The sequence below is a fragment of the Oscillochloris sp. ZM17-4 genome (assembly GCF_019599295.1).
Lineage (GTDB): Bacteria > Chloroflexota > Chloroflexia > Chloroflexales > Chloroflexaceae > Oscillochloris.
In genome coordinates this window covers 14,346-33,784 of sequence record NZ_JAIEWN010000045.1, presented here as the reverse complement: position 1 = coordinate 33,784, position 19,439 = coordinate 14,346, and the positions used below count along the sequence as shown (strand labels likewise).

Genomic DNA, 19,439 nt, shown 5'->3' with positions numbered 1-19,439 from the left:
AGGGCATCGCTAGGCGCAGGTCTCACCCGACGGCCCCGAATAACGCCCCAACGCCGGCGGTCAGCGCCATCGCGAGCGCCCCCCAAAATGTGACCCGTACCGCGCCGCCTATCAGGCTTGCGCCGCCGGCGAACGCTGCCAGCCCGCCGAGCACGGCGAGGAAGAGCAGTGACGACCCAGCGACCACCGGGATGAGATACCCGCCGGTCGTCAGGAGCACGGCCAGCAGCGGCAGAGCTGCGCCGACCGCGAAGCAGCCCGCCGAGGTGAGCGCCGCCTGGATGAGCCAGGCGCTGAATGATTCCGTGATCCCAAGCTCGTCGCGCGCGTGGGCCGCCAGGGCGTCGCGCGCCGTCAGCTGGGCGGCGACCTGCTGCGCCAGCGCCGGGTCCAGGCCGCGCTGCTCGTAGATCCGCGTCAGCTCCGCCAGCTCGCCCGCCTGATCGGCCGCCTGCTCGCCCCGCTCGATGCGGAGATCGGCCTGCTCGGTGTCGGCCTGCGAGCTGACCGAGACATACTCGCCAGCCGCCATCGACATGGCCCCGGCGACCAGGCCCGCGACCCCGGTGACCAGGATGGCGTGGCTGCTCACCTGAGCTGCCGCGACGCCGATCACCAGGCTGGCGGTCGAGAGAATGCCGTCATTGGCGCCCAGAACCGCCGCGCGCAGCCAGCCGACGTGATTCGTTCGGTGTCTCTCTTGATTTGGCATTGGGTTGCTCCGGTCACTTATTGGGTGCTGGCGCGGCGTGCGGGCGCTGACTGCTTCGCCCGGCCCTGCGGTGCGACCGCCTCCTGCGCCGTACGGATCGCCTCAGGATCGCCCAGGTAGGCGTGCGTGAGCGGCTGGAGGTTCGCATCAAGCTCGTAGACCAGAGGGATGCCGGTTGGGATGGTGAGGTCGCCAATCGCTGCGTCGGACATGTGATCCAGATATTTGACCAGCGCGCGCAAGCTATTCCCGTGGCCGACGATGATCACCCGCTTCCCTGAGCGAATGGCCGGCGCGATCGTCGCGTGCCAGTAGGGCATAGTGCGGGCGACCGTGTCTTTGAGGCACTCGGCCAGCGGAAGCGCGTGCGGGTCGAGGTCCTGGTAGCGCGGATCGGAGCCGGGCGCGCGGGGGTCATCGGCAGTCAGCACAGGGGGGCGCGTGGTGTAGCTCCGGCGCCAGCGCAACACCTGCGCTTCACCGTATACGGCGGCGGTCTCGGCCTTATTCCGCCCTTGCAGCGCGCCATAATGGCGCTCGTTCAGCCGCCACGACTTCTCGATGGGAAGCCACATGAGATCCAGCGCATCGAGCGTGATCCACAGCGTGCGGATGGCGCGCTTGAGCACTGACGTAAAGCCGATATCGAAGGTAAGCCCTGCTGCCCCGAGCGCCTCACCGGCATGGTGTGCCTCGGCGCGCCCCCGCGCCGACAGGTCGACATCCGTCCAACCCGTGAAGCGATTTTGCTCATTCCAAGTGCTCTCACCGTGGCGGAGCAGCACGAGTTTCGCCATCACAACCTCTTGGTCGTCAGCGTAGGGCGGGCGATCGTGCCACGAGCACCGGCGCCCCGAACCTCCGGCGTGACCGTGGCGCGCATTGCGCAACGTGCGTGATACACCGCTCCGCCAGGTCGTGCGCTTGGCGATGGTGGTTGGTCGCACGCCATGGGGCGCAGGATTCTCCCGCGCCCCATGGCGCGCCGCAGCGCTAACGCTTCGTGGGAGCCTCGTCCCAGTAGGATGGCTGCCGGTAGTGGCGGTAGAGCCGCCGCTCATAGTCGCGGTTCAGCTGCGCCGGGTCATACTCCGGCCCGCCCTTGATCGTCTCGCGGGTGATCGCGACATCCACCGTCCGCTCGTCCCAGTTCACGGCGGTGATCCAGGTGGGGGCCACCAGCACCTGCTTGCCGGGCCACCAGTTGTGCGTGTCCACCACCACGTAGCGGATCGCCCAGGTCGCGTCGTCCATGATGAAGTCGTTGATGTGGCCGATCTCGCCGTCCGTCGCGCGGATGTGGTAGCCGCTCACCTCGTGCGTGCTGCGCAGGTGGGCGTCGCCCGCTGGCTGGTTGATCGCGGCCTGGCGGATCTGCTCGCGCTCGGTGGACAGTATGCCTCCGTTGGCATAGTCGGCGATCCCGCCGCCATAGTAGGGCATGCCCATGCCGCCCCACAGCCCCGGCCCGTACCAGTATGGGTAGTAGTTATAGTAGGCCGCGTGCGCGAGGTGGCGCCGGGCGAGCTGCAGATCCGCGGGGATGTGCAGCTCGCTGACCTGCGCGCGCTGACTGATCTCGCGCTCCCCGCGGCGCTCCTCGCCGAGGTCGAGACGGTCGGCGGCCTCGTGGTGACGCTGCTGGGTCGGCCGGCCCAGGTCGGCGACACGGTGAGCATCCCCGGCGCACAGATGCACGTCGCGGAGATCGTTGGGCTGGCCGTGCAGCTGGTGCGGCTAGTGCGCCTCCCCGGCGCTGCCCCTGATCTCCCAACCGAGAGCGTGTGATGAGCAGACTTCATACCGGCTGGGCGCGGGCCTGCTAGACTCATCCATGACCGTAGTGCATCTATGCCCTTGCCCGTCGCCTAACGGCGTACAGAAAGGAGATAATACCATATATGCTAAAGCAGATCGTATTCCATGAAGAGACCCGTGGCACGCTCAACCGTAACGTCTCCATGGTGACCGATACCGCCGCCACCAGCGATCTCGGCTGCGCGAACTGCGGCACGCCGCTGAAGCTGCCCGGCACGGGCGTGGCCGGCGTCACGTGCCCAATCTGTCAGCTCTTCAACCCGTTGGCGGCACGCTACCCCGCGCCCGAGATGACCCTGGATGCGCTCAGCACACAGCTGAGCGATCTCGTCGCGCAGGCCCGCACAAGCACACTTCCGCTCGACGCCATCGTCCACGTGCTGCGCGACGAGCTGTCGTTTGCCGCAGAGCTTGCGAGCGTGGGCCGCGATCTGTACGTCCAGATCATCGACCTTGGCCCATGCGTCAGTCAACCCATGCACCAATCAAGCCGGGAAGACCGCATGGTGCTGCGCAGCCGCACCGTCGGGGCGAGCCTACGCTAGACCCTCGCTACTACCTCAGACGGGTCACGGAATGTGAGGAGAACAACGATGGCGGCTTCTTTGCCAGTCCTATCGCTAGCTGCCGTCTTCCCACCGCTCCAGGCGCGAAACCTGAACGGGCGCACGCTCGCGCTGCCTGCGGCGTTTGCCGGCGCGCGTAATGTGGTCATCGTCGCCTTTCGCCGTGCACACCAGCAGCTGGTTGACTCGTGGTTTCCCGCCCTCGACCCGCTGCTGGCCACCCACCCCGACCTGCGCGCCTACGAGGTGCCCATGCTCGCCAGCGGCTACAGCCTTGTGCGCCCCTTCATTGACGGCGGGATGGCCGCCGCAATCCCCAGCCCGGCGGTGCGCGAGCGTACGCTGACCGTCTACACCCATGTGACAAACGTTATCGCGGCGCTCCAGATCCGCAGCCCCGAGACCATCACCATCCTGCTCGTCGATCGCAGCGGCCAGATCTCCTGGCGTAGCGAAGGAGGCTATGCTGCCGATACGGGTGCTGGGCTCACCCAGGCGCTCGCCGCAGGGTCTGGGTGAAGTCACAATAGGAGGCATCAGGCCGGCGGTGCGCCAGCGACAGCGATCACATCGATTGAAAAAGGAAGGACACATCGCATGCAGATCTCCATACCCCCAACGTCTGCTACGCTCCCGCTCCCGATGGCGCGGCTCCTGTTCGCTGGGGTGCGCCTGGTGCCGCTGTGGGCGATCATCGGGTTGAGCGTGTACCTGATCACCATCGGCGAAACCCTGGCCGGCATGGCGCTGTGGGCGCGCCCGGCGGGCGTGATCCGTGCGCGGCGCACCGGATTGTTTCAGAGTCAGACCGTGCGTGCCGCAACGCGTGACATCCGCGCCAGGCCGAGCATTATCGTCATTGACGGGTTGGGCCGCGCCGATGGCTCCCCTCAATGGCGCATTGGGAGCGCGCACAACCGCTTCCTACCCTATCCTCAAGGAGGAATGTGATATGGCAACCGACGTCCGTATTCAGCCCCTGTCAGACCGCGTCGTGGTCAAGCCGGCAGAGCGCGAGGCGCAGACCAAGGGCGGCATCTTTCTGCCCGACACTGCCAGCAAGGAGCGTTCGATGGAAGGGCGCATCCTGGCCGTCGGCGCGGGGCGCCTGGACGACAGCGGCAAGCGCGTGCCGATGCAGGTCAGGGTCGGCGAAACGGTGCTCTTCGCCAAGTACGGCGGCACCGAGTACCGGGTGGACGATGTCGAGTACCTGATCCTGTCTGAGAAGGATATCCTGGGCATCATTCAGGAGTAATTGAGCATTGAAAATTGAAAATTGAAAATTGGGCATCGCTCAACTCTCAATGCTCAATGCTCAATTCTCAATTCTTTAGCATTACTGAGAGGAATAAAGCCCCCATGCCGAAGCAGATCCTATTCCACGAAGAGGCGCGCCACGCGCTCAAGCGCGGCGTCGATATCGTGTCCGACGCGGTCAAGACCACGCTCGGCCCGCGCGGGCGCAACGTCGCGATCAGCAAGGCCTACGGCACGCCGACGGTCACCCACGACGGTGTCACCGTCGCCAAAGAGATCTCGCTCAAGGACCCCTTCGAGAACATGGGCGCCCGGCTGCTGGTCGAGGTCGCCACCAAGACCAACGATGTGGTCGGTGACGGCACCACCACCGCCACGGTGCTGGCCCAGGCGATCGTCGCCGAGGGCCTGCGGATCGTCGCCGCCGGGGCCAACCCCATGCAGATCAAGCACGGCCTCGACAAGGGCGCCGCGGCGATTGTGGCTGATCTGAAGCGCCTGTCCAAGCCGGTGCGCGACCGCGCCGACATCGCCCATGTGGCCGGCATCTCGGCGGGCGATGTCGCCATCGGCGAGCTGATCGCCGATGTGATGGAGAAGGTCGGCAAGGATGGCGTGATCACCGTCGAGGAGAGCAAGGGCATCGCCTTCGAGACCGAGTACACCGAGGGCATGCAGATCGATCGCGGCTATCTCTCCGCCTACTTTGTGACCAACGCCGAGCGGATGGAGACCGAGCTCGACGACCCCTACATCCTGATCACCGACAAGAAGATCGGCAGCATCCAGGACATCCTGCCGGTGCTCGAGAAAGTGTTGCAGGTCAGCAAGAACATCGTGATCATCGCCGAGGATGTGGACGGCGAGGCCCTGGCCACCCTGGTGATCAACAAGCTGCGCGGCACCATGAACGTGCTGGCGATCAAGGCGCCGGGCTTTGGCGATCGCCGCAAGGCGATGCTCCAGGATATGGCCATCCTGACCGGCGGCACGCTGATCACCGAGGAGATCGGCCGCAAGCTCGACAGCGCGACGGTCGAGGACATGGGCCGGGCGCGCCGCGTGCTCGCCGACAAGGACAGCACCACCTTCGTCGAGGGCCGCGGCAATCCGGAGGCGATCGCGGCCCGCGTCGCGCAGCTGCGCGCCCAGATCGAGGCGACCACCAGCGACTTCGACCGCGAGAAGCTGCAGGAGCGCGTGGCGAAGCTGGCCGGCGGCGTGGCCATCCTCAAGGTTGGCGCGGCCACCGAGCCCGAGCTGAAGGAGAAGATGCACCGCGTGGAGGACGCGCTCTCGACGGCGCGGGCCGCCGTGGAGGAGGGCATCGTGCCGGGCGGCGGCGTGGCCCTGATCAATGTCATCCCAGCCCTCGATCAGGTGGAGACCTGCAACGCTGACGAGCGCTTCGGGGTGGAGATCCTGCGGCGGGCGCTGGAGGAGCCGATGCGCCAGCTGGCCCGCAACGCCGGCGAGGAGGGTTCGGTGATCATCGACACGGTGCGCCGCAACCAGGAGTCGAGCGGCGACCCCACCTCCGGCTACAACGTGCTGACCGGCGCGTATGGCAGCATGCTCGAGCAGGGCGTGGTCGACCCGGTGAAGGTGACCCGCTCGGCGGTGCAGAACGCGGTCTCGATCGCCGGGCTGCTGCTGACCACCGAGGCCCTGATCGCCGACCTGCCCGAGGCGAGCCCGGCGCCGGACATGTCCGGCGGTGGGATGGATGGCATGGGCGGCATGGGCGGCATGGGCTTCTAACCGCTGAGCGCAAAGCGTAACGTGGAAGCGCATTGCCATCCAGGGCGACTGCAACATCCCGGGGCTACGCCCCAACCCCTGCTTTTTGTGGAATTTTGGGCGGCGAAGCCGCCCAAAATTCCACAAAAAGATCTCTGGGGGTGGCGAAGCCATCCCCAGCCCCCCGCCCGGCGGCGACGTTGCAGTCGCCCTGCATTGCCATCCAGTCTGTGGCCCGAAATCAGGCTCAACTGTCGCGCGCGCGCAGGTCGGCAAGCAGGCGCCGGGCGATAGCTGCGGCGGCGTGGGGATGTCCCACCGCCGCCGCGCGCTGCCGCATCAGGGCGAGCCGCGCGGGCTGCGCCAGCAGCGCCTGGACGGCGATGGGCACCATCTCGGGCATGCGCAGCTGCGTTCCGGCACCGGCTGCGGCGACCATATCGGCGTTCCACTCCTCCTGGCCGGGGATGGGGTCGATGATCAGCAGCGGGGTGTGCCGGGCCAGCACCTCGCTGACGATCAGCCCGCCGGCCTTGGTGATCACCAGGTCGCTCGCCGCCACCAGATCGTCCACATACGCCATCTGGCCGAGCCTGACCAGGCGCACCTGCCCGTGGCCCGCGAGGCCGTCCAGGTGCTGCGCCAGCTCGGCGCTGCGCCCGGTGACCGTGACTAGGGTGAGCGGGGCATCCAGCCCGAGCAGCCCCTCAACCATCAGGCGCACCCGCTGCGGCTCGATCCCGGCCCCGAACAGGCTGATCACCGGCCCATCCGGCGGCAGCCCGTGGCGGGCGCGCATTGCGGCGGGCGCCTTGGGCGCGGCGATCTCGGCGCGCACCGGGATGCCCGTCACCTCCAGGAGGTCAGCGGGCACGCCCAGCCGGACGAGCAGCTGCGCGGTGATCGCGCTCGGCAGGAAGTAGCGGTCGATCGACGGATGCACCCAGCTGCTGTGGGCGGCGAAGTCCGTCAACTGTCAAGTGCTTCTGAAACCATGTCTTAACGTGAAACTGACGGTGAGATTGGAGGCCACCAGTGAATGCATTGCTCATCTCTGCGCAAGAACACACGTCGTTTCTTCAATACACAGCACATGCCGTCATGGTGAGTCGCTTCCGAACTGGAAGCCGGATACGGGCAACCGCATGTTTGCTTTGTTGGGAGCGCACTAAAACGTCGGAAGGGATAGCACGACTACCTTCGCGCTTCTGTCTCCCGCCGTCCACATCCGCCCCTCGACGTTTTAGTGCGCTCTATTTTCGACGTGGAGCCGTGCGGCGGGGTCGCCCAGTAAGCTGTAGCCACGTGCGTCGCTAAACGCAGCCCAGCGCGGCCCAATTCCTTCAAGCCCAAAGCGTTCGCTTCCATTCGCAGCCGCAAAGCGGTAGTTGTCCAGGAGATCGGTCAGATCCATCGCCGTCTGTCCCTGGCGCGTGTTGAACTGGTCGGTCGCCTCGCCCAGTCGCTTGCCATCGAGGATACCGCCAAGCAGATCCTCGAATGCCTGGGACTGTCCGGGCACCTTCTGCACCTCGTCACGGAAGCTGTAGCTCCACGCCCGGTCAACATGGCCGAGCACCGCTAGCGCGCCCCGCTCAAGCAGCCGCTGTGGTAGCTGAGCCACGAATGGATACGGGGCAATGGCTTGGGGGGGCGTCGTGCGCTCGAAGCGAAACTGGTCGTGCGCCGGACAGCCGAGGCCGAAACAGGCAAAGCACACCGCCACCAGCCCCGCAACATCCGTCGCATCGGGCAGATCCTCGCCGGCCAGCCAGTGCGTCCGCTGCGGCAGATCCAGCCCGTCCCAGTCCTGGCAGAGCAGCGCGCCCTGCTGCATGATCTGATCCGGGTGGCCAAGCGGGAGGTCGATACCGTGGGTCGCACTAAAGAGCAGCGCAGGTCGATCAGCGGCATCAGCCCCGATGAGCAGCCGCTCCAGGCTCGCCCTGGTCGCATGCGCCTTGGTCGTCATATCATAGGTGGTGAACCCAAAGCGGTTGGCCAGCGGCTCACGGCCAGCGTCCCCGTGCAGAAGCGGCCCAACAAGCTCGGTGGCGCTCAGCGCGGTTGATGGGTCGAGTGGGTGATGTGTCGCGAGGTATGCGACCGACCGGGTGCGGGCGGGCGTCTGGCCGCGCTCAATCGCCACCAGACGCTCGGCGTAGGCCGTGTAGGCATCGTAGCGATGGTTGCCGTGGGCATCCGTGAAACAGAGTCGGCCCACGCCCCAGTAAAAATCAAGATCGTACTGAAAAGAGAACGGAATATGCGGATCGCCGGCCATGCGCGCCCCAGGTCGGCCCACCAGCAGCAGGTAGAAGGGCACGCCACGCCGGGGATCGACGGGGTTGATGGTTACCCCGTGGCGAGCGCACCAGCGGCTGGCACCTTCAACCGCCTGTGCATCATAGAGAAAGATCGGAATGGGTCTACTGCCCTGCATCGGTGCCTTGATAGCATTGTCGCCACCCACCCGACGCAGCCAGGCCCCGCAGGTCTCGCCCGACTCGAAGGTGAGATTCGGAGGAGCGATTCCCTGATCGGCACAGCGCTGTGTGATCAGCGGCGTGAGCGCCTTAAGGATGGCAGCGTCCTCATCGGCGGGCACGACCAGGCCCCATCCAGCGCCTGCATTGCTCTGCGCATCCTTCATGTTCCGGTCGAGCTGGTCGTACGAGAAGCCGTGGATCATACCAGCGGTAGGCTCATCGCGCTTGGCGACCTGCCGGTGGAGTAGGCGCTCGCTTGCGGTATCGCCCCAGCGGTTGACGGCTGCAATCGCACGGGCGTTGGTCATGTCGAAGCGGTAGCGCGCCTTGCCAATGGTGGGGTCAATGCCGTTGGGGATAATCAACTCGCCGCCATACTGAATAAACTCGTGGGTCTCGCCGACCAATGGCACTGAGGGAGCCGCTGAATCTTCGGCTGAAGGGCTGTACTCCTGCTCGCCCACCGGCGGTGCTATCGGTGGCGTCGTGGGGGGGTGTCCTAGCTTGGTCGCAAGACGCGTTGCCAGTGCGACGATCAGACGGCTCATCCCCGCTGTACTCAGTCCCGCAGCCTGGGCGATCAGTGCATCGAGCAAGGAGTCGTCGTCAGGAGACCCGCCGACTACACCCCCTTCACTTCCCAGCGGTACGATGGCGGGCTCAGTCGTCTGCTCCGACGACCCGGCGCGGCGCGGCGTGAAGGAAGCTTCGAGCACCAGCGCGACTGAATTCTCGTCAGCGATCAGCTGGTAGGGGACGTGCGCGTAGCCCGGCCCGTCCGGGTTCTCGCTGGCCCAGCCTGCACCCCAGCTATTGCGCACGATGAAGTAGCCGCCGCCGGGGGCACCCGCATCGCTACGATAGCCGACGGCGCACATGGCATGGCCCCCGCCCCATTCCTCCCCCGGCAGGAGTCGGCGCACGCGCCCCAGCTTCGTCGCCTGAGTCGAGTGACTCCAAAAGGTCGCAATACGTAGCCCGATCATCACGGGCCGCCCGGCCGCGATCTCGGCCCGGATGGCGTGTACATTCCGCTTGTCGATATGTCGATAGCCACCCATCCGTCGCCCGGCGGCATCAGCCAAGAGCGCCTCGGGGTTGGGCGGCGGACCTTGGCCGATGTTCGGAGCGCCGCCACCCACGCCGCCATCACCGATCTCATAGGCGTGGTAGCGCCAGAGTTCCTCACGGCAGACCCCAACATCGACCAGTTGCTGCGCAGCCACACGCGGTTTCGTCCCACTCGGGTCATGCGGGATCTGGTCGTGCATCTTGCTGCGCCAGAAGAGGAACTGCTCAGAGAGATCGGTCGGTTCATCCCGCAGGCACTGCACCATCGCCACCAGGGCGAAGGCGACACAGGTGTTCCGCTTCCCTTGATCTTGGACTGGGGGCAACCGGGAAAGCAGTGAGGCTCCTGGCGGAAGCGGGGTGGTCGGCAGGGTGAATGCCACCGCAGGCGTATCACCGTCATCATCGAGGATGAGGCCCGTGGGGTAGTCACGAACCATTCCGATGGTGAACGCTGCGGCAAGACGCGAGGCTTGCGTGGCGGCATCGAACAGCTCCTGCATCGCCTTGGGCGTACGGGCAAGTAGCGTCCCCAGCGTCGACAGCCCATTGCGAAGCCGGGCGGTGGCGATAAACTCCTCAGCGGTGGTGATCCAGTAGGGAGAAAGTGCCTCCCGATCCACCGCCGTGAAGGCCGGGATCTGGTCGAGTGGGGTCAGATCATCCAGCTGCATGACATATAGCTCCTCTGCGTCAGGCGGTCATTGCGAACGTCGCCAATCACACCGCGCGCGTGATGGGGGCACAACCTATCCGGACAGCATGCCCAAGATCGTCTCGCGCGAGCCCTCGATCCCCAGCGCCCAGAAGATCAAGGCGGGGTAATCGAGCCAGGGATTGGCTCCAAAGATGGGGTTTGTGACATAGAGCTGATTGAAGCCGAGCGGGACGAGCCCAACAGCAGTGATGATCAGCGAGGTAATACCGAAGATCAGGATCCGACGGCGCGCCCGTGCCGCATCTGCCGTTGGGTTGTCGCTGATCGTTGCGCCAAACAGAGTCCCGAGCTCTGGGAGCTGAGACGGCGGCAATGGGGATGCCGCCCCCTCAGGCCCACCTGAAGACGTGCCGAGAACCTGGTTCATCCCATTATCGGAGTGCGCAAGCATCGCGTTCTGGACCTCGTGCGCATCGTTTGCCAGAAGCGTGATCAGCTGCGCCATACCGTCCGTGTTTTCCATGGTGAGCAGGGAGAGTTGCTGTCGGCGCTCTTGTACGCTTGTTCGTAGCTGAGCTACGGCAGCGTTATCGAGGGTGTCAATCTGTCTGAGGAGGGCGCTGATCTTCGCCGCACTTGTACGGAATGCCTCAAGTGCGGTGCGCACCTTGGCGAGGTCATCCTGCACCGTCGTAGGCTGCGCGCTCATCCCCAGGCTGCGCTCGATCTGCACCAGTGCTTGCTCCAATGAGTCCCGGAACACGCCCGATGCGACTGCCGGCGGGGTGTCAAGTGCATGAAGGAGCTGTGTTCGATGGGTGTCGAGGGTGATCCAGTCGTCACGGTAGGCCCTCCAGCGCCCCCACAGTTCCTGCGTCGCGCTGAGTGCCGTCTGGGCATCTGCCGGGTGACCGAACTGGAGCGCCTGCCTGCTCGCAGCAATCTGTCGATCAAGGGGATGTTGGAAGGCCGTGATGAGCATCGTGTCGCGGCTCATCTGATCGACAAGATAGCCGACCTGGACGATCAGGCTGTCGCGAGGTCGCTGCTGATCGCGGTACTGTGCGAACGCGAGGCCAACCAGGAGCACGGCCACCAGGAGCCCCAGCGGCGGCAGCCACCAGTGCCGGAGCCGCACCGTCAGCGGGAGGCTGCGCACACCTCCGGGGTACACGAGCAGCAGATCGCCGGTGTACTCACCCGCAGGGGCGGCGGCCATATCCAGGGCAAGCGTCAGTGTCACGACCGTGTCGGTCATGAGTTCTGTTCGGATGAAGGTGGGATGGATGGCGTTTGCCGGAAAGATAGCCTGCGCATCGGCACGGCGCAGGTCGGTGGTAATCGCGGTGACGTTGGTGATGACACGGGTCGCACGCAGCGTCAGTTGGTGAATCTGGGTACAGGGCGTGCTCCCTGGGATGAACGTGGGTGGGCATCCGCCGTCGGTAGCGATGGTCAGGCGGCTCGGTTCAATCAGCAGCGCGCCGTCGGTAGCTGGTGGAGTGGCCTCTTGAGCGTACGCGACTGTTCCGATACACAGACTCACCAAGAGGCCGAGTGCAAGCACGAGTGTAATACGATGAGACACGGATTCCTCTCTCATGCAGTGAGCGAACAATGCAAGAGTAATAGTGCATGGCCTCAACAAGAATAATACCGAAGTGTAAAGTGTTTGTCTAGCTACCTGACCACTACAATTACCCACAAGGAATCACCAACAAGCGAGGACACGCGCTCTGCTGGCTTAAAACAACGAGAGCAATAAGCTTTCAGTGCAGTAGAACCATTCAAGCTCAGTTGCTTGAGCTAGCGCCATAACATCGTCAGCTCCTCGCGTTCATTTGTTATCCATCGTATACGCCATGCTCGCCCCACAGCGCGGGTATGGCCTTGTCGCCTCGACGTATGCACTTGCGGCGCTCGAATTACTCGATTCTCCGACCTGAAAATAGGGTACTCCGTAGCGCCATTAGCTCACCTAAACCCTCGCGTCGATGGCATATCCTTGGTGGGCACGGCTTTGCATGATAGGTGATTGTGCCCACTTCTTCGCCCACTGGCGGATTCCGCCAGTGGGCGAAGAAGTGGGCGCGATCAGATTGCTGGGGCTGCAATCCGATTTGACAGCGTGTGTGCTATACAGTTTATGCCTGTGCATGTATCATGCAAGTGATCAGATTTCTGCACACTCCGCCGGGCGGCTCGCCCATGCCAGGGATCGGTGATGCGCGATACCGAAGCCATCGATCTCGAACTCACCATCCGCCTGTCAGGCGATCACTACGTCGCCGATGCCCGCATTGAGCAACCAGGGAACCAAGCGCCCAGCGTGCCTGCGACAGATGTTCCGGTTGCCCTTGACCCAACCGCGCTCCTGGCGCTGGCCCTCGACCCCGATACGTATGGGAGTAGGCTCACCGAGCAACTCTTTGCTGACCAGCGGCTACGTGACGCCTGGCGCGATGCACGGCGGGTCGCCGATGGCGCGAACCTCCCCCTATGTGTGCGTCTTCGCCTCGCCGCAACCGTTGGCGATCTCCACGCCCTGCGCTGGGAGACCCTGCGCGATCCGCTGACGCAGGTGCCGCTGGCAACCGACGCCCGCCTCCGCCTCGTGCGCTACCCCGATAGCCCGGATACGCGACCGATCACGCTGGGGACGAAGCCCGCCCTGCGCGCCCTGCTGGTCGTCGCTAGCCCGAGCGATCTGAGTACGTACAGGATGGCCGAGATCGACGTGGATGGCGAGGTGGGCCGCGTGCGTGCGGCCCTGGGCGACATCGCGCTCATGGTCGTCGGCAACGTGGAGGGGGCGCTGCACCGAAGGGCTACCCTGGGCGCGATCCAGGATGCCCTCCGTTCACAACCGACGATCCTCTGCCTGATCTGCCACGGCCAGCACACCGGCGACGATACGAACCTCTGGCTGGAGGATGATGCGGGCAAGACCGCCCACGTCAAGGGCAGCGCGCTGAGCCAGATGATCGCGCAGCTCGACCGACCGCCGCTGTTGGCGGTGCTGATCGCCTGTGTCGCTCACGGCTACTCCTCCCCCGTCCCAAAGACCCGCGCCAGCGCATCGGCGTGGACATTCTCGGCCCGGCTCAGCTGGGTGAGGTAGCGCCCGGTGGTGGCAAGGTTACTGTGGCCGAGGCGGGCCTGGATCGTGCTCACCGTGGCCCCCGCCCGCTCCATCGCCTGCGCGAACGAGTGGCGCAGCGCGTGGGGGTGGGTATTCAGCCGGCGGGCGACCACCTCGGCGATGCCTTGGGCGGTGAGGGCCGCGCCGATGCGGCCCCGGCCCGCGACCCCGCCGCCCTTGAGCACCGGCCAGATTGCGGCGTCGGTCGCCAAGTCTCCCAGCTCGGCCCCGTGGTGGCGGCGCAGCCAGCGCAGCAGGTCGGCGGCCACGTCGGCGGCCAGGCGGTCGCGCATCACCTTGCCGCCTTTGGCCCGCTGCACGGTGATCGTCACCCGCTCGCCGGTGATCGCCAGGTCGCGCCCGCGCAGCCCGGCCAGCTCGGCGACTCGCCGGCCCGTCGTCAGCGCCACGCGCAGCAGGGCCAGGTCGCGGGCGGCCAGGTCGCCCGCCATGCCGTCGCCGGCGGCCTCAGCCTTCAGCGTGGTGAGGGTTGCGCGCACGGCTGCGGTGTCGAGGGCCTGCGCTGCGGCGTAGCTCTCAACCTTCGGGCGCTCCACCAGATCCATCGGGTTTTCGGGCAGGCGCAACAGCTTCCGGCGCAGGGCGAAGGCGTAGAAGCTCGACACAATCGCAAGCCGCAGGGCGACGGTGCTCGGCTTGACCGTGCGATCCCGCCGACTCGACTTCGCCCACGCCTGCGCGACCAGGGCCACCGCCGCGCCCTCGGCGTCGAGGTCCAGATCCACCTTGCCCAGAGCCGCCCGGAAGTCGGCCAGCGTGGTGGCGTACGCCTCGCGGGTGCGGGCGCTGCCGCTCTTGCCGTGCTTACTATCGAGCCAGGCGGCGATGGCCAGGGCGAGCGGGTCACGTTCGACCGGAGCGAGATCAGCGTCTTCCATTGGATGGGTTCGGGCGAGGGCATTGGACATGGGCGGCTCCCGCTCCAGCGTGGCGCGCTCAGCGCTCCAGGGTGAACTCCACTAGCCGGCTGCCCTTCGGCATCTGAAGGCGGGCGACCCCGTCGGGGCCGTGGCCGATCAGGCCCATGTTCGTGGCGATCTGCTCGCCCCGCCCGCGCGCCATGTGCCGGATCACCCGTCCGATCCGGGCCGGGTCGTCCACCACCCGCGCCGTCGCGCGCACGAGCCTCCCGCGCAGGCGCAGGGCGACGGGTGCCCCGCCGATGAAGTTCGCGCTCCAGCTGGTGGCCGAGAAGGTGTAGAGCGTGCCAGCGAGATCCTGGTAGACCACCACGACCGCGTAGCGCTTGCCGCTCTTGCGGCCCGCAAAGATCAGGATCATGGCACCGCCGCTCAGGATGCCATGGAGCGGCGAGCGTAGGAGGAACTTCAGGGTTGGGTTGAGGATGGGGTAGACCCAGGCGGGCATGGGCGCACGCATCGGCGCGTCGATCATGGTCAGGGACTCTTCCATAGGGGGAGCCTCGGCTGGTCGCGGGATTCTGGGGGGAGTATAGCACGGTTCGACCCAACTAAACTCATTTAGTTGTGCTGTTTTTCCTCCCCTGGTGCGGGCGCTCGCCCCCCAGACGTGGGCCAGGGCTCCTGGGTTGGACTCGTGATCTTCTATACCGAGAATAAGGTATTGATCGCTGCGGGTCGCACGATCATGGCGTTTCGCCCCTGGCTTCGGCACGATCACCGGCGAGCCCCCTGTCGGCTCCATCTATGTGGGCGGGGACGACCGTCGGGATGTGGGCAATGTGGTGGTGCGCGACCGCCAGATGCTTGCCAAGGACGGCATGCGGATCGTGGTGGTGAGCATCCTTGGCGGCACCACCGGCGAGAGACGGCGGAACTGCGGTGCCGCAGCGTCACACTGTGCGATGGTGGCGACACCATACGCCCCTATCGTCGCTCATCGTTTGTTCCGCTTGTGCGACTTGCGATCCCTGGTCTGTTGCTGCGACCGGCGAGGCAGGGCCTTCTTACGTTTTGCCTCCAGTTCAAGGTGATCAGCGGTGTGGCCCGCAGATCCAGCCCTGTGGATGTGGTCGTTCGCCTGTGCGAGCCAAGCCTCGGTTTCTTCCCACCACGATGCGGCAAGTCCCAGGCGGGCAAGGTCGTGGAGCGTTGCGATCATGTCAGGGTGATACTCTAGACCCGCATCGATCCGAATCTGGAGCGCATGTTCAAGCTCTTTGCGGGCGTCCTCATACTGGCCCAGTTCGCGGAGGGCCACACCAAGTCCGTGGTGCATTATCGCCTGTTCAGCCGGGAACCAGCCGCAGAAAATGATGTCGGCGCTTAACTCAATCGCTTTACGGTAGTACCACGCCGCATGGTTCCACTTCTGCTTCGTCAGCATAACGCTGCCGAGTGGGGTGTAGACCAGCGCCTCGCTGAAGTCATCGTGTGGCGCCTCGCTGAAGTCATCGTGCTGCGCCTCAATCAGCGCATGATGGAGCATTGTCGTGGCGGCATCAAGATCTCCCCGTCGATGGAGGAGCACACCGAGTTGGCGCAGGCTTTCGCCTACTGGCTTCATCGCCTTAATTCGGTTCGCGTGGGCCTCCTGGGCAACCTCCCAGGCGTGATCCAAGTCGCCCAACAGGGTATAAGCGTCGGCGATGCATGCGAGACATCTGGCCCATGTCTCTGGATCGTCCGACCGTTCTCGATAGACCTCCACCGCTTGCTCTAGGTAGGGAAGTGCCGCTGAGGCATCGCCGATGCTCAGGAGGAAGCATCCGGTCAACTCTGCCAGTCGTGCGGCGTGCTCATAGCCTGACTGGAGCGCCGTCATCGTCACGTGACGCAGATGCACGTCCATCGAAGCGAAAATCTCAGGTGCCCCGATCTCGTCACTCATATCACCTATGGCACGTAACGAATCGATGACTGCCGCATGGGCCATGAGGTCGTCAGCCCGCTCGCGGGCGAATGCGGCAACAAGCCGATGAACCCGGATGGCCCCGTAGTCGCGATCTGTTAGCGATGTCTCGTTCTCGTCCAACTCGACCTCGAATATCCCCCCATTGCGGCTGATAATGGTGATAACGGGGCGATCTCCCGTGACCCAGCCCACGAGCCCAAGGTCAACTAAGCGATTGATCGCCTGTTCGTAGCGTGCGAACAGAGGCCTCTGTACCAAAAGCCGCGTATTGAATACGCGCTCGATTGTGGAGTAGAGAACTTCGACATTGATGGGCGCGCCTGGGGCAAAGTGCGCCGCACGGGCAAATAGCAAGCGGGCGACGGCGTCAATCGGGTGCGCGGGATCGAGTTGCTGGAAAGCAACTGCGAGCGTGCTGGCGATTGGGCGGTTGTAGGCGGTCGGTGAATAGGGCGAGGCAGTCACCAGTGATTGGTGCCACAGTACATCAGTGGCACGCAGGCTGCTGAGATAGGTTGCGACGGACTCTCCTCCTTGCTGTCGCTCAAGGTACGAGCCAGCGAGGTGGAGAGCAAGGGGAAAACCATCCAGAAGATCGGCCAGGGCGTTGAGATCACCATCATCGGCGGCGAGATCAGGACGGTGGCGGCGCAGCAAGGCGATGCTGGCATCATGATCCAAGAGGGCGAGCGGGCATACCCCCACCCCCAATGCTGATGGCCACTGTCGCTGCCGGGATGTGACGAGTACGCGCGCCGCCGTGCTTCTCGGACGCCAGCGGGCCACAAGCTCCGGGTCTTCACAATTGTCGAAGATGATCAGCCGTGGCGTCGGCTCCTCCCAGGCCGCCACCACCAGGCGCACGCGCTCATCGAGCGGCAGTTTCCCGTAGAACTCGGGGAGCCCATGCATGACCGCGCCGCACTCGGCGATAGACATGGGGATGGCATCTGGGTCGGCACAAGCGACCCAGTGGACGCCCCCTGCAAAGTAGGGGCCGTAGCGGTGGGCGACCTCCGCCGCTAGTTGGGTCTTGCCGTAGCTGGCTGGAGCAGTGATGACCCGCGCCTGGCCGTCCTGGAGGGCGGCACCGAGTTCGCTTAGCGTACTGGTGCGCCCGACAAAGTGCGGGTTTGGGGCGAAGGGTACCCGCGAGCCAGGTGGCAAAGGAGCTGGGGCAGGGACAGCGTTTCGCGGGAGCGTGGCGAGTCGTCGCTTCGCCTCATCGAGCTGCCGGGCTGCGGCCACATCAGGATCGAGAGACAGTTCCTCGTGCTTCGCCTGCATGGCCTGTTTGGCGATCATCTTCACCTTGTGCGCCTGAGTGGGCATGCCCATCCAGGTGAGCAAGTCCTGCATCCACTCCAGAGTCTCCTGCGTCGCCTGTCGGTCAAAGTGCTTCTCGTGGGCCAGTTGGTTGAGGCTATGAAAGACATTATTCACGAATCGACGACAGTCAGGCGGGAGGGAGAAGACATGCCGAGTCTCCTTGATGATCTTGAGAAGCACCCGGCTATCAAGCGACGTAAACCACTGTTCCGGGGCATCCCCCGTTCGCTCAGGCTGGTAGTGGTGGTCGGTGAGAACCGGCAGTACCCCTTGCTCCCACCAAGCATTCCCAAAGTGATCGCGCAGCCGCTGGGACACAAATTGCTGGAGCCCATCGTGGAGGAAGAGGCGTGCGCGAAGAATGTAGGAGTCGTAGAAGGGCTGCATGGTTGTCTCCATATGACAGGCTCATGTCCACTTTTGGTGAAAGCCCCAGAGCGCCATGCTCAGGCAGGGCGTAGAGAAGCCAAATAGCCAAGGGTCGCTTTCTGATCAGATGCCAGCTTTCGGCTTGGGTCACCAAAACTGGCCATGAGCCACCATCTTGTCCTCCTCCGCATCAAACAGGCGGGTAATGGGCATCCGAGGATGTCTTGCCTGTGGTGGTTAGATTGTGTGGTGGCTGAGGCGAGGTAGCTCCGGGTTGCTTCATTGCGTCTTTCGATGTTACCGATCTACCAGTACCAATACTACTACTACAGCATACAGCGATAAAGCTAACGTCTCGCGGAAGAATCTGACTGGCGGAATCCGCCAGTGGACCAAGGAGGTGGTTGATTTTCACGTGTCGGATTTTGAACCGTTCGTGGCTTTCTTTGGCATCTGAATGGGGAAGGAAGTCGCACATGGTGGCGATCAGATTGCTGTGGCTGAGGCTGGGGCTAAAATACCGTTTGGCAGCGTGTGTGCTATGCAGTTTACGCCTGTGCATGTATCATGGGGGTGATCGGATTTCTGCACACTCCGCCGGGCCGCCCGCCCATGCCAGGGATAGGTGATGCGCGATACTGAAGCCGTCGATCTTGAACTTGCGCTCCGCCCGGCAGATGCCGGCTATGTTGCCGATGCCCGCCTCGCCCAGCCCGGCAGCCAGGCCGACGCCGCGCTCGCCGCTGATGTCGCTGTCGCCCTCGATCCTACCGCGCTGCTCGTACACGCCCTCGACCCGGTCGCCTACGGGCACACTCTCACCGAACAGCTCTTCGCCGACCAGCGGCTGCGTGATGCGTGGCAGCGCGCCCGTGCGCTGGCCGACGGTGCTGACCGTTCCCTGCGCCTGCGGCTGCGGCTCGCTCCCACCGCAGTAGACCTCCACGCCCTGCGCTGGGAGACCCTACGCGATCCGCTGACGCAGGTGCCGCTCGCCTGCGATGCGCGCCTGCGCCTAGTGCGCTACATCGACAGCCCCGATACTCGGTCGATCAGGCTGGGGCCAAAGCCCTCCCTACGCGCCCTGCTGGTCGTCGCCAACCCGAGTGACCTAGCTACCTACAAGATGGCGAAGATCGATGTAGATGGCGAGGTTGGTCGCGTGCGTGCCGCCCTGGGCGACATCGTACTCACCGTCATCGGTGACGTGGAGGGGGCGATGAACCGAAGGGCCACCCTGGGTGCGATCCAGGAGGCCCTACGCGCCCAGCCCACGATCCTCTGCTTGATCTGCCATGGCCAGCACACCGGCGACTACACGAATCTCTGGCTGGAGGATGACGAGGGAAAGACGGCCCATACCAAGGGCAGCGTACTAAGCCAGATGATCATGCAACTTGATCGGCCGCCGCTGCTGGCGGTGCTGATC

General features: G+C 64.8%; 17 protein-coding genes. 8 read left to right on the top strand and 9 right to left on the bottom strand.

The annotated features are described in order from the left end of the window. Window positions 1-22: 22 nt before the first annotated feature. The 3 genes from K2Z83_RS23025 to K2Z83_RS23015 form a co-directional block, all read right to left on the bottom strand. Window positions 23-712, bottom strand: a complete 690-nt coding sequence (locus tag K2Z83_RS23025; protein ID WP_220597520.1) for a VIT family protein — start codon at window positions 710-712, stop codon at window positions 23-25. Between the two features lie 17 nt (window positions 713-729). Continuing rightward, window positions 730-1,509: a 2,3-diphosphoglycerate-dependent phosphoglycerate mutase gene (gene gpmA / locus K2Z83_RS23020; RefSeq protein WP_255604431.1), complete on the bottom strand. Its 780-nt coding sequence runs from the start codon at window positions 1,507-1,509 to the stop codon at window positions 730-732. Between the two features lie 196 nt (window positions 1,510-1,705). Continuing rightward, complete coding sequence (locus K2Z83_RS23015) at window positions 1,706-2,155, bottom strand: PRC-barrel domain-containing protein (protein ID WP_220597518.1); 450 nt, start codon at window positions 2,153-2,155, stop codon at window positions 1,706-1,708. A gap of 60 nt (window positions 2,156-2,215) precedes the next feature. On the opposite strand from K2Z83_RS23015, the gene K2Z83_RS23010 reads away from it, so the two are divergent. From K2Z83_RS23010 to groL, 6 genes are all read left to right on the top strand, one after another. After that, window positions 2,216-2,500: a transporter associated domain-containing protein gene (locus tag K2Z83_RS23010; RefSeq protein WP_220597517.1), complete on the top strand. Its 285-nt coding sequence runs from the start codon at window positions 2,216-2,218 to the stop codon at window positions 2,498-2,500. A 113-nt stretch (window positions 2,501-2,613) separates the two neighbouring features. Then, complete coding sequence (locus K2Z83_RS23005) at window positions 2,614-3,075, top strand: hypothetical protein (RefSeq protein WP_220597516.1); 462 nt, start codon at window positions 2,614-2,616, stop codon at window positions 3,073-3,075. A gap of 60 nt (window positions 3,076-3,135) precedes the next feature. Continuing rightward, on the top strand, window positions 3,136-3,615 hold the full coding sequence (locus K2Z83_RS23000; RefSeq protein WP_220597515.1) for a hypothetical protein: 480 nt from the start codon (window positions 3,136-3,138) through the stop codon (window positions 3,613-3,615). 78 nt (window positions 3,616-3,693) lie between these two features. Further along, entirely contained in the window at window positions 3,694-4,047 is a 354-nt protein-coding gene (locus K2Z83_RS22995) for a hypothetical protein (protein ID WP_220597514.1), read from the top strand. Between the two features lies 1 nt (window position 4,048). Further along, the gene (gene groES / locus K2Z83_RS22990; RefSeq protein ID WP_220597513.1) at window positions 4,049-4,354 is read left to right on the top strand and encodes a co-chaperone GroES; all 306 of its coding nucleotides are present in this window, start codon (window positions 4,049-4,051) and stop codon (window positions 4,352-4,354) included. Window positions 4,355-4,458: 104 nt separating this feature from the next. Further along, window positions 4,459-6,117, top strand: a complete 1,659-nt coding sequence (gene groL / locus K2Z83_RS22985) for a chaperonin GroEL (protein WP_220597512.1) — start codon at window positions 4,459-4,461, stop codon at window positions 6,115-6,117. A gap of 226 nt (window positions 6,118-6,343) precedes the next feature. Here the strand turns inward: groL and K2Z83_RS22980 are convergent, their stop codons facing one another. The 3 genes from K2Z83_RS22980 to K2Z83_RS22970 all read right to left on the bottom strand — a co-directional run bounded on the left by K2Z83_RS22980 (window position 6,344) and on the right by K2Z83_RS22970 (window position 11,902). Continuing rightward, the gene (locus K2Z83_RS22980; RefSeq protein ID WP_220597511.1) at window positions 6,344-7,069 is read right to left on the bottom strand and encodes a glycosyltransferase; all 726 of its coding nucleotides are present in this window, start codon (window positions 7,067-7,069) and stop codon (window positions 6,344-6,346) included. Window positions 7,070-7,339: 270 nt separating this feature from the next. Continuing rightward, window positions 7,340-10,330, bottom strand: coding sequence for a C1 family peptidase (locus K2Z83_RS22975; RefSeq protein ID WP_220597510.1), 2,991 nt, complete (start codon window positions 10,328-10,330; stop codon window positions 7,340-7,342). Window positions 10,331-10,405: 75 nt separating this feature from the next. Beyond that, window positions 10,406-11,902, bottom strand: a complete 1,497-nt coding sequence (locus tag K2Z83_RS22970; protein ID WP_220597509.1) for a hypothetical protein — start codon at window positions 11,900-11,902, stop codon at window positions 10,406-10,408. Between the two features lie 636 nt (window positions 11,903-12,538). On the opposite strand from K2Z83_RS22970, the gene K2Z83_RS22965 reads away from it, so the two are divergent. Beyond that, a complete protein-coding gene (locus tag K2Z83_RS22965) occupies window positions 12,539-13,435 on the top strand; it encodes a CHAT domain-containing protein (protein WP_220597508.1) in 897 nt (298 codons plus the stop codon). Here K2Z83_RS22965 and K2Z83_RS22960 read toward each other — a convergent pair. The 3 genes from K2Z83_RS22960 to K2Z83_RS22950 all read right to left on the bottom strand — a co-directional run bounded on the left by K2Z83_RS22960 (window position 13,357) and on the right by K2Z83_RS22950 (window position 18,028). Continuing rightward, window positions 13,357-14,355 carry a tyrosine-type recombinase/integrase gene (locus tag K2Z83_RS22960; RefSeq protein WP_220597507.1) on the bottom strand — a complete coding sequence of 333 codons (999 nt, stop codon included), beginning with the start codon at window positions 14,353-14,355 and terminating at the stop codon, window positions 13,357-13,359. The genes K2Z83_RS22965 and K2Z83_RS22960 overlap by 79 nt on opposite strands. 58 nt (window positions 14,356-14,413) lie before the next feature. Then, window positions 14,414-14,890 carry a class I SAM-dependent methyltransferase gene (locus tag K2Z83_RS22955; RefSeq protein WP_220597506.1) on the bottom strand — a complete coding sequence of 159 codons (477 nt, stop codon included), beginning with the start codon at window positions 14,888-14,890 and terminating at the stop codon, window positions 14,414-14,416. 444 nt (window positions 14,891-15,334) lie between these two features. Further along, window positions 15,335-18,028, bottom strand: coding sequence for a tetratricopeptide repeat protein (locus K2Z83_RS22950; RefSeq protein ID WP_220597505.1), 2,694 nt, complete (start codon window positions 18,026-18,028; stop codon window positions 15,335-15,337). Between the two features lie 610 nt (window positions 18,029-18,638). Here K2Z83_RS22950 and K2Z83_RS22945 point away from each other — a divergent pair. Next, window positions 18,639-19,439: CHAT domain-containing protein (locus tag K2Z83_RS22945; protein ID WP_220597504.1), on the top strand; the 801-nt coding region annotated here is incomplete at its 3' end.

Excerpts from the sequence above, each read along its gene's own strand:
- K2Z83_RS23025 (WP_220597520.1), bottom strand. The coding sequence starts at position 712 with ATGCCAAATCAAGAGAGACACCGAACGAATCACGTCGGCTGGCTGCGC.
- gpmA (WP_255604431.1), bottom strand. The coding sequence starts at position 1,509 with ATGGCGAAACTCGTGCTGCTCCGCCACGGTGAGAGCACTTGGAATGAG.
- K2Z83_RS23015 (WP_220597518.1), bottom strand. The coding sequence starts at position 2,155 with ATGCCCTACTATGGCGGCGGGATCGCCGACTATGCCAACGGAGGCATA.
- K2Z83_RS23005 (WP_220597516.1), top strand. The coding sequence starts at position 2,614 with ATGCTAAAGCAGATCGTATTCCATGAAGAGACCCGTGGCACGCTCAAC.
- K2Z83_RS22995 (WP_220597514.1), top strand. The coding sequence starts at position 3,694 with ATGCAGATCTCCATACCCCCAACGTCTGCTACGCTCCCGCTCCCGATG.
- groES (WP_220597513.1), top strand. The coding sequence starts at position 4,049 with ATGGCAACCGACGTCCGTATTCAGCCCCTGTCAGACCGCGTCGTGGTC.
- groL (WP_220597512.1), top strand. The coding sequence starts at position 4,459 with ATGCCGAAGCAGATCCTATTCCACGAAGAGGCGCGCCACGCGCTCAAG.
- K2Z83_RS22975 (WP_220597510.1), bottom strand. The coding sequence starts at position 10,330 with ATGCAGCTGGATGATCTGACCCCACTCGACCAGATCCCGGCCTTCACG.
- K2Z83_RS22965 (WP_220597508.1), top strand. The coding sequence starts at position 12,539 with ATGCGCGATACCGAAGCCATCGATCTCGAACTCACCATCCGCCTGTCA.
- K2Z83_RS22960 (WP_220597507.1), bottom strand. The coding sequence starts at position 14,355 with ATGGAAGACGCTGATCTCGCTCCGGTCGAACGTGACCCGCTCGCCCTG.
- K2Z83_RS22955 (WP_220597506.1), bottom strand. The coding sequence starts at position 14,890 with ATGGAAGAGTCCCTGACCATGATCGACGCGCCGATGCGTGCGCCCATG.
- K2Z83_RS22950 (WP_220597505.1), bottom strand. The coding sequence starts at position 18,028 with ATGCAGCCCTTCTACGACTCCTACATTCTTCGCGCACGCCTCTTCCTC.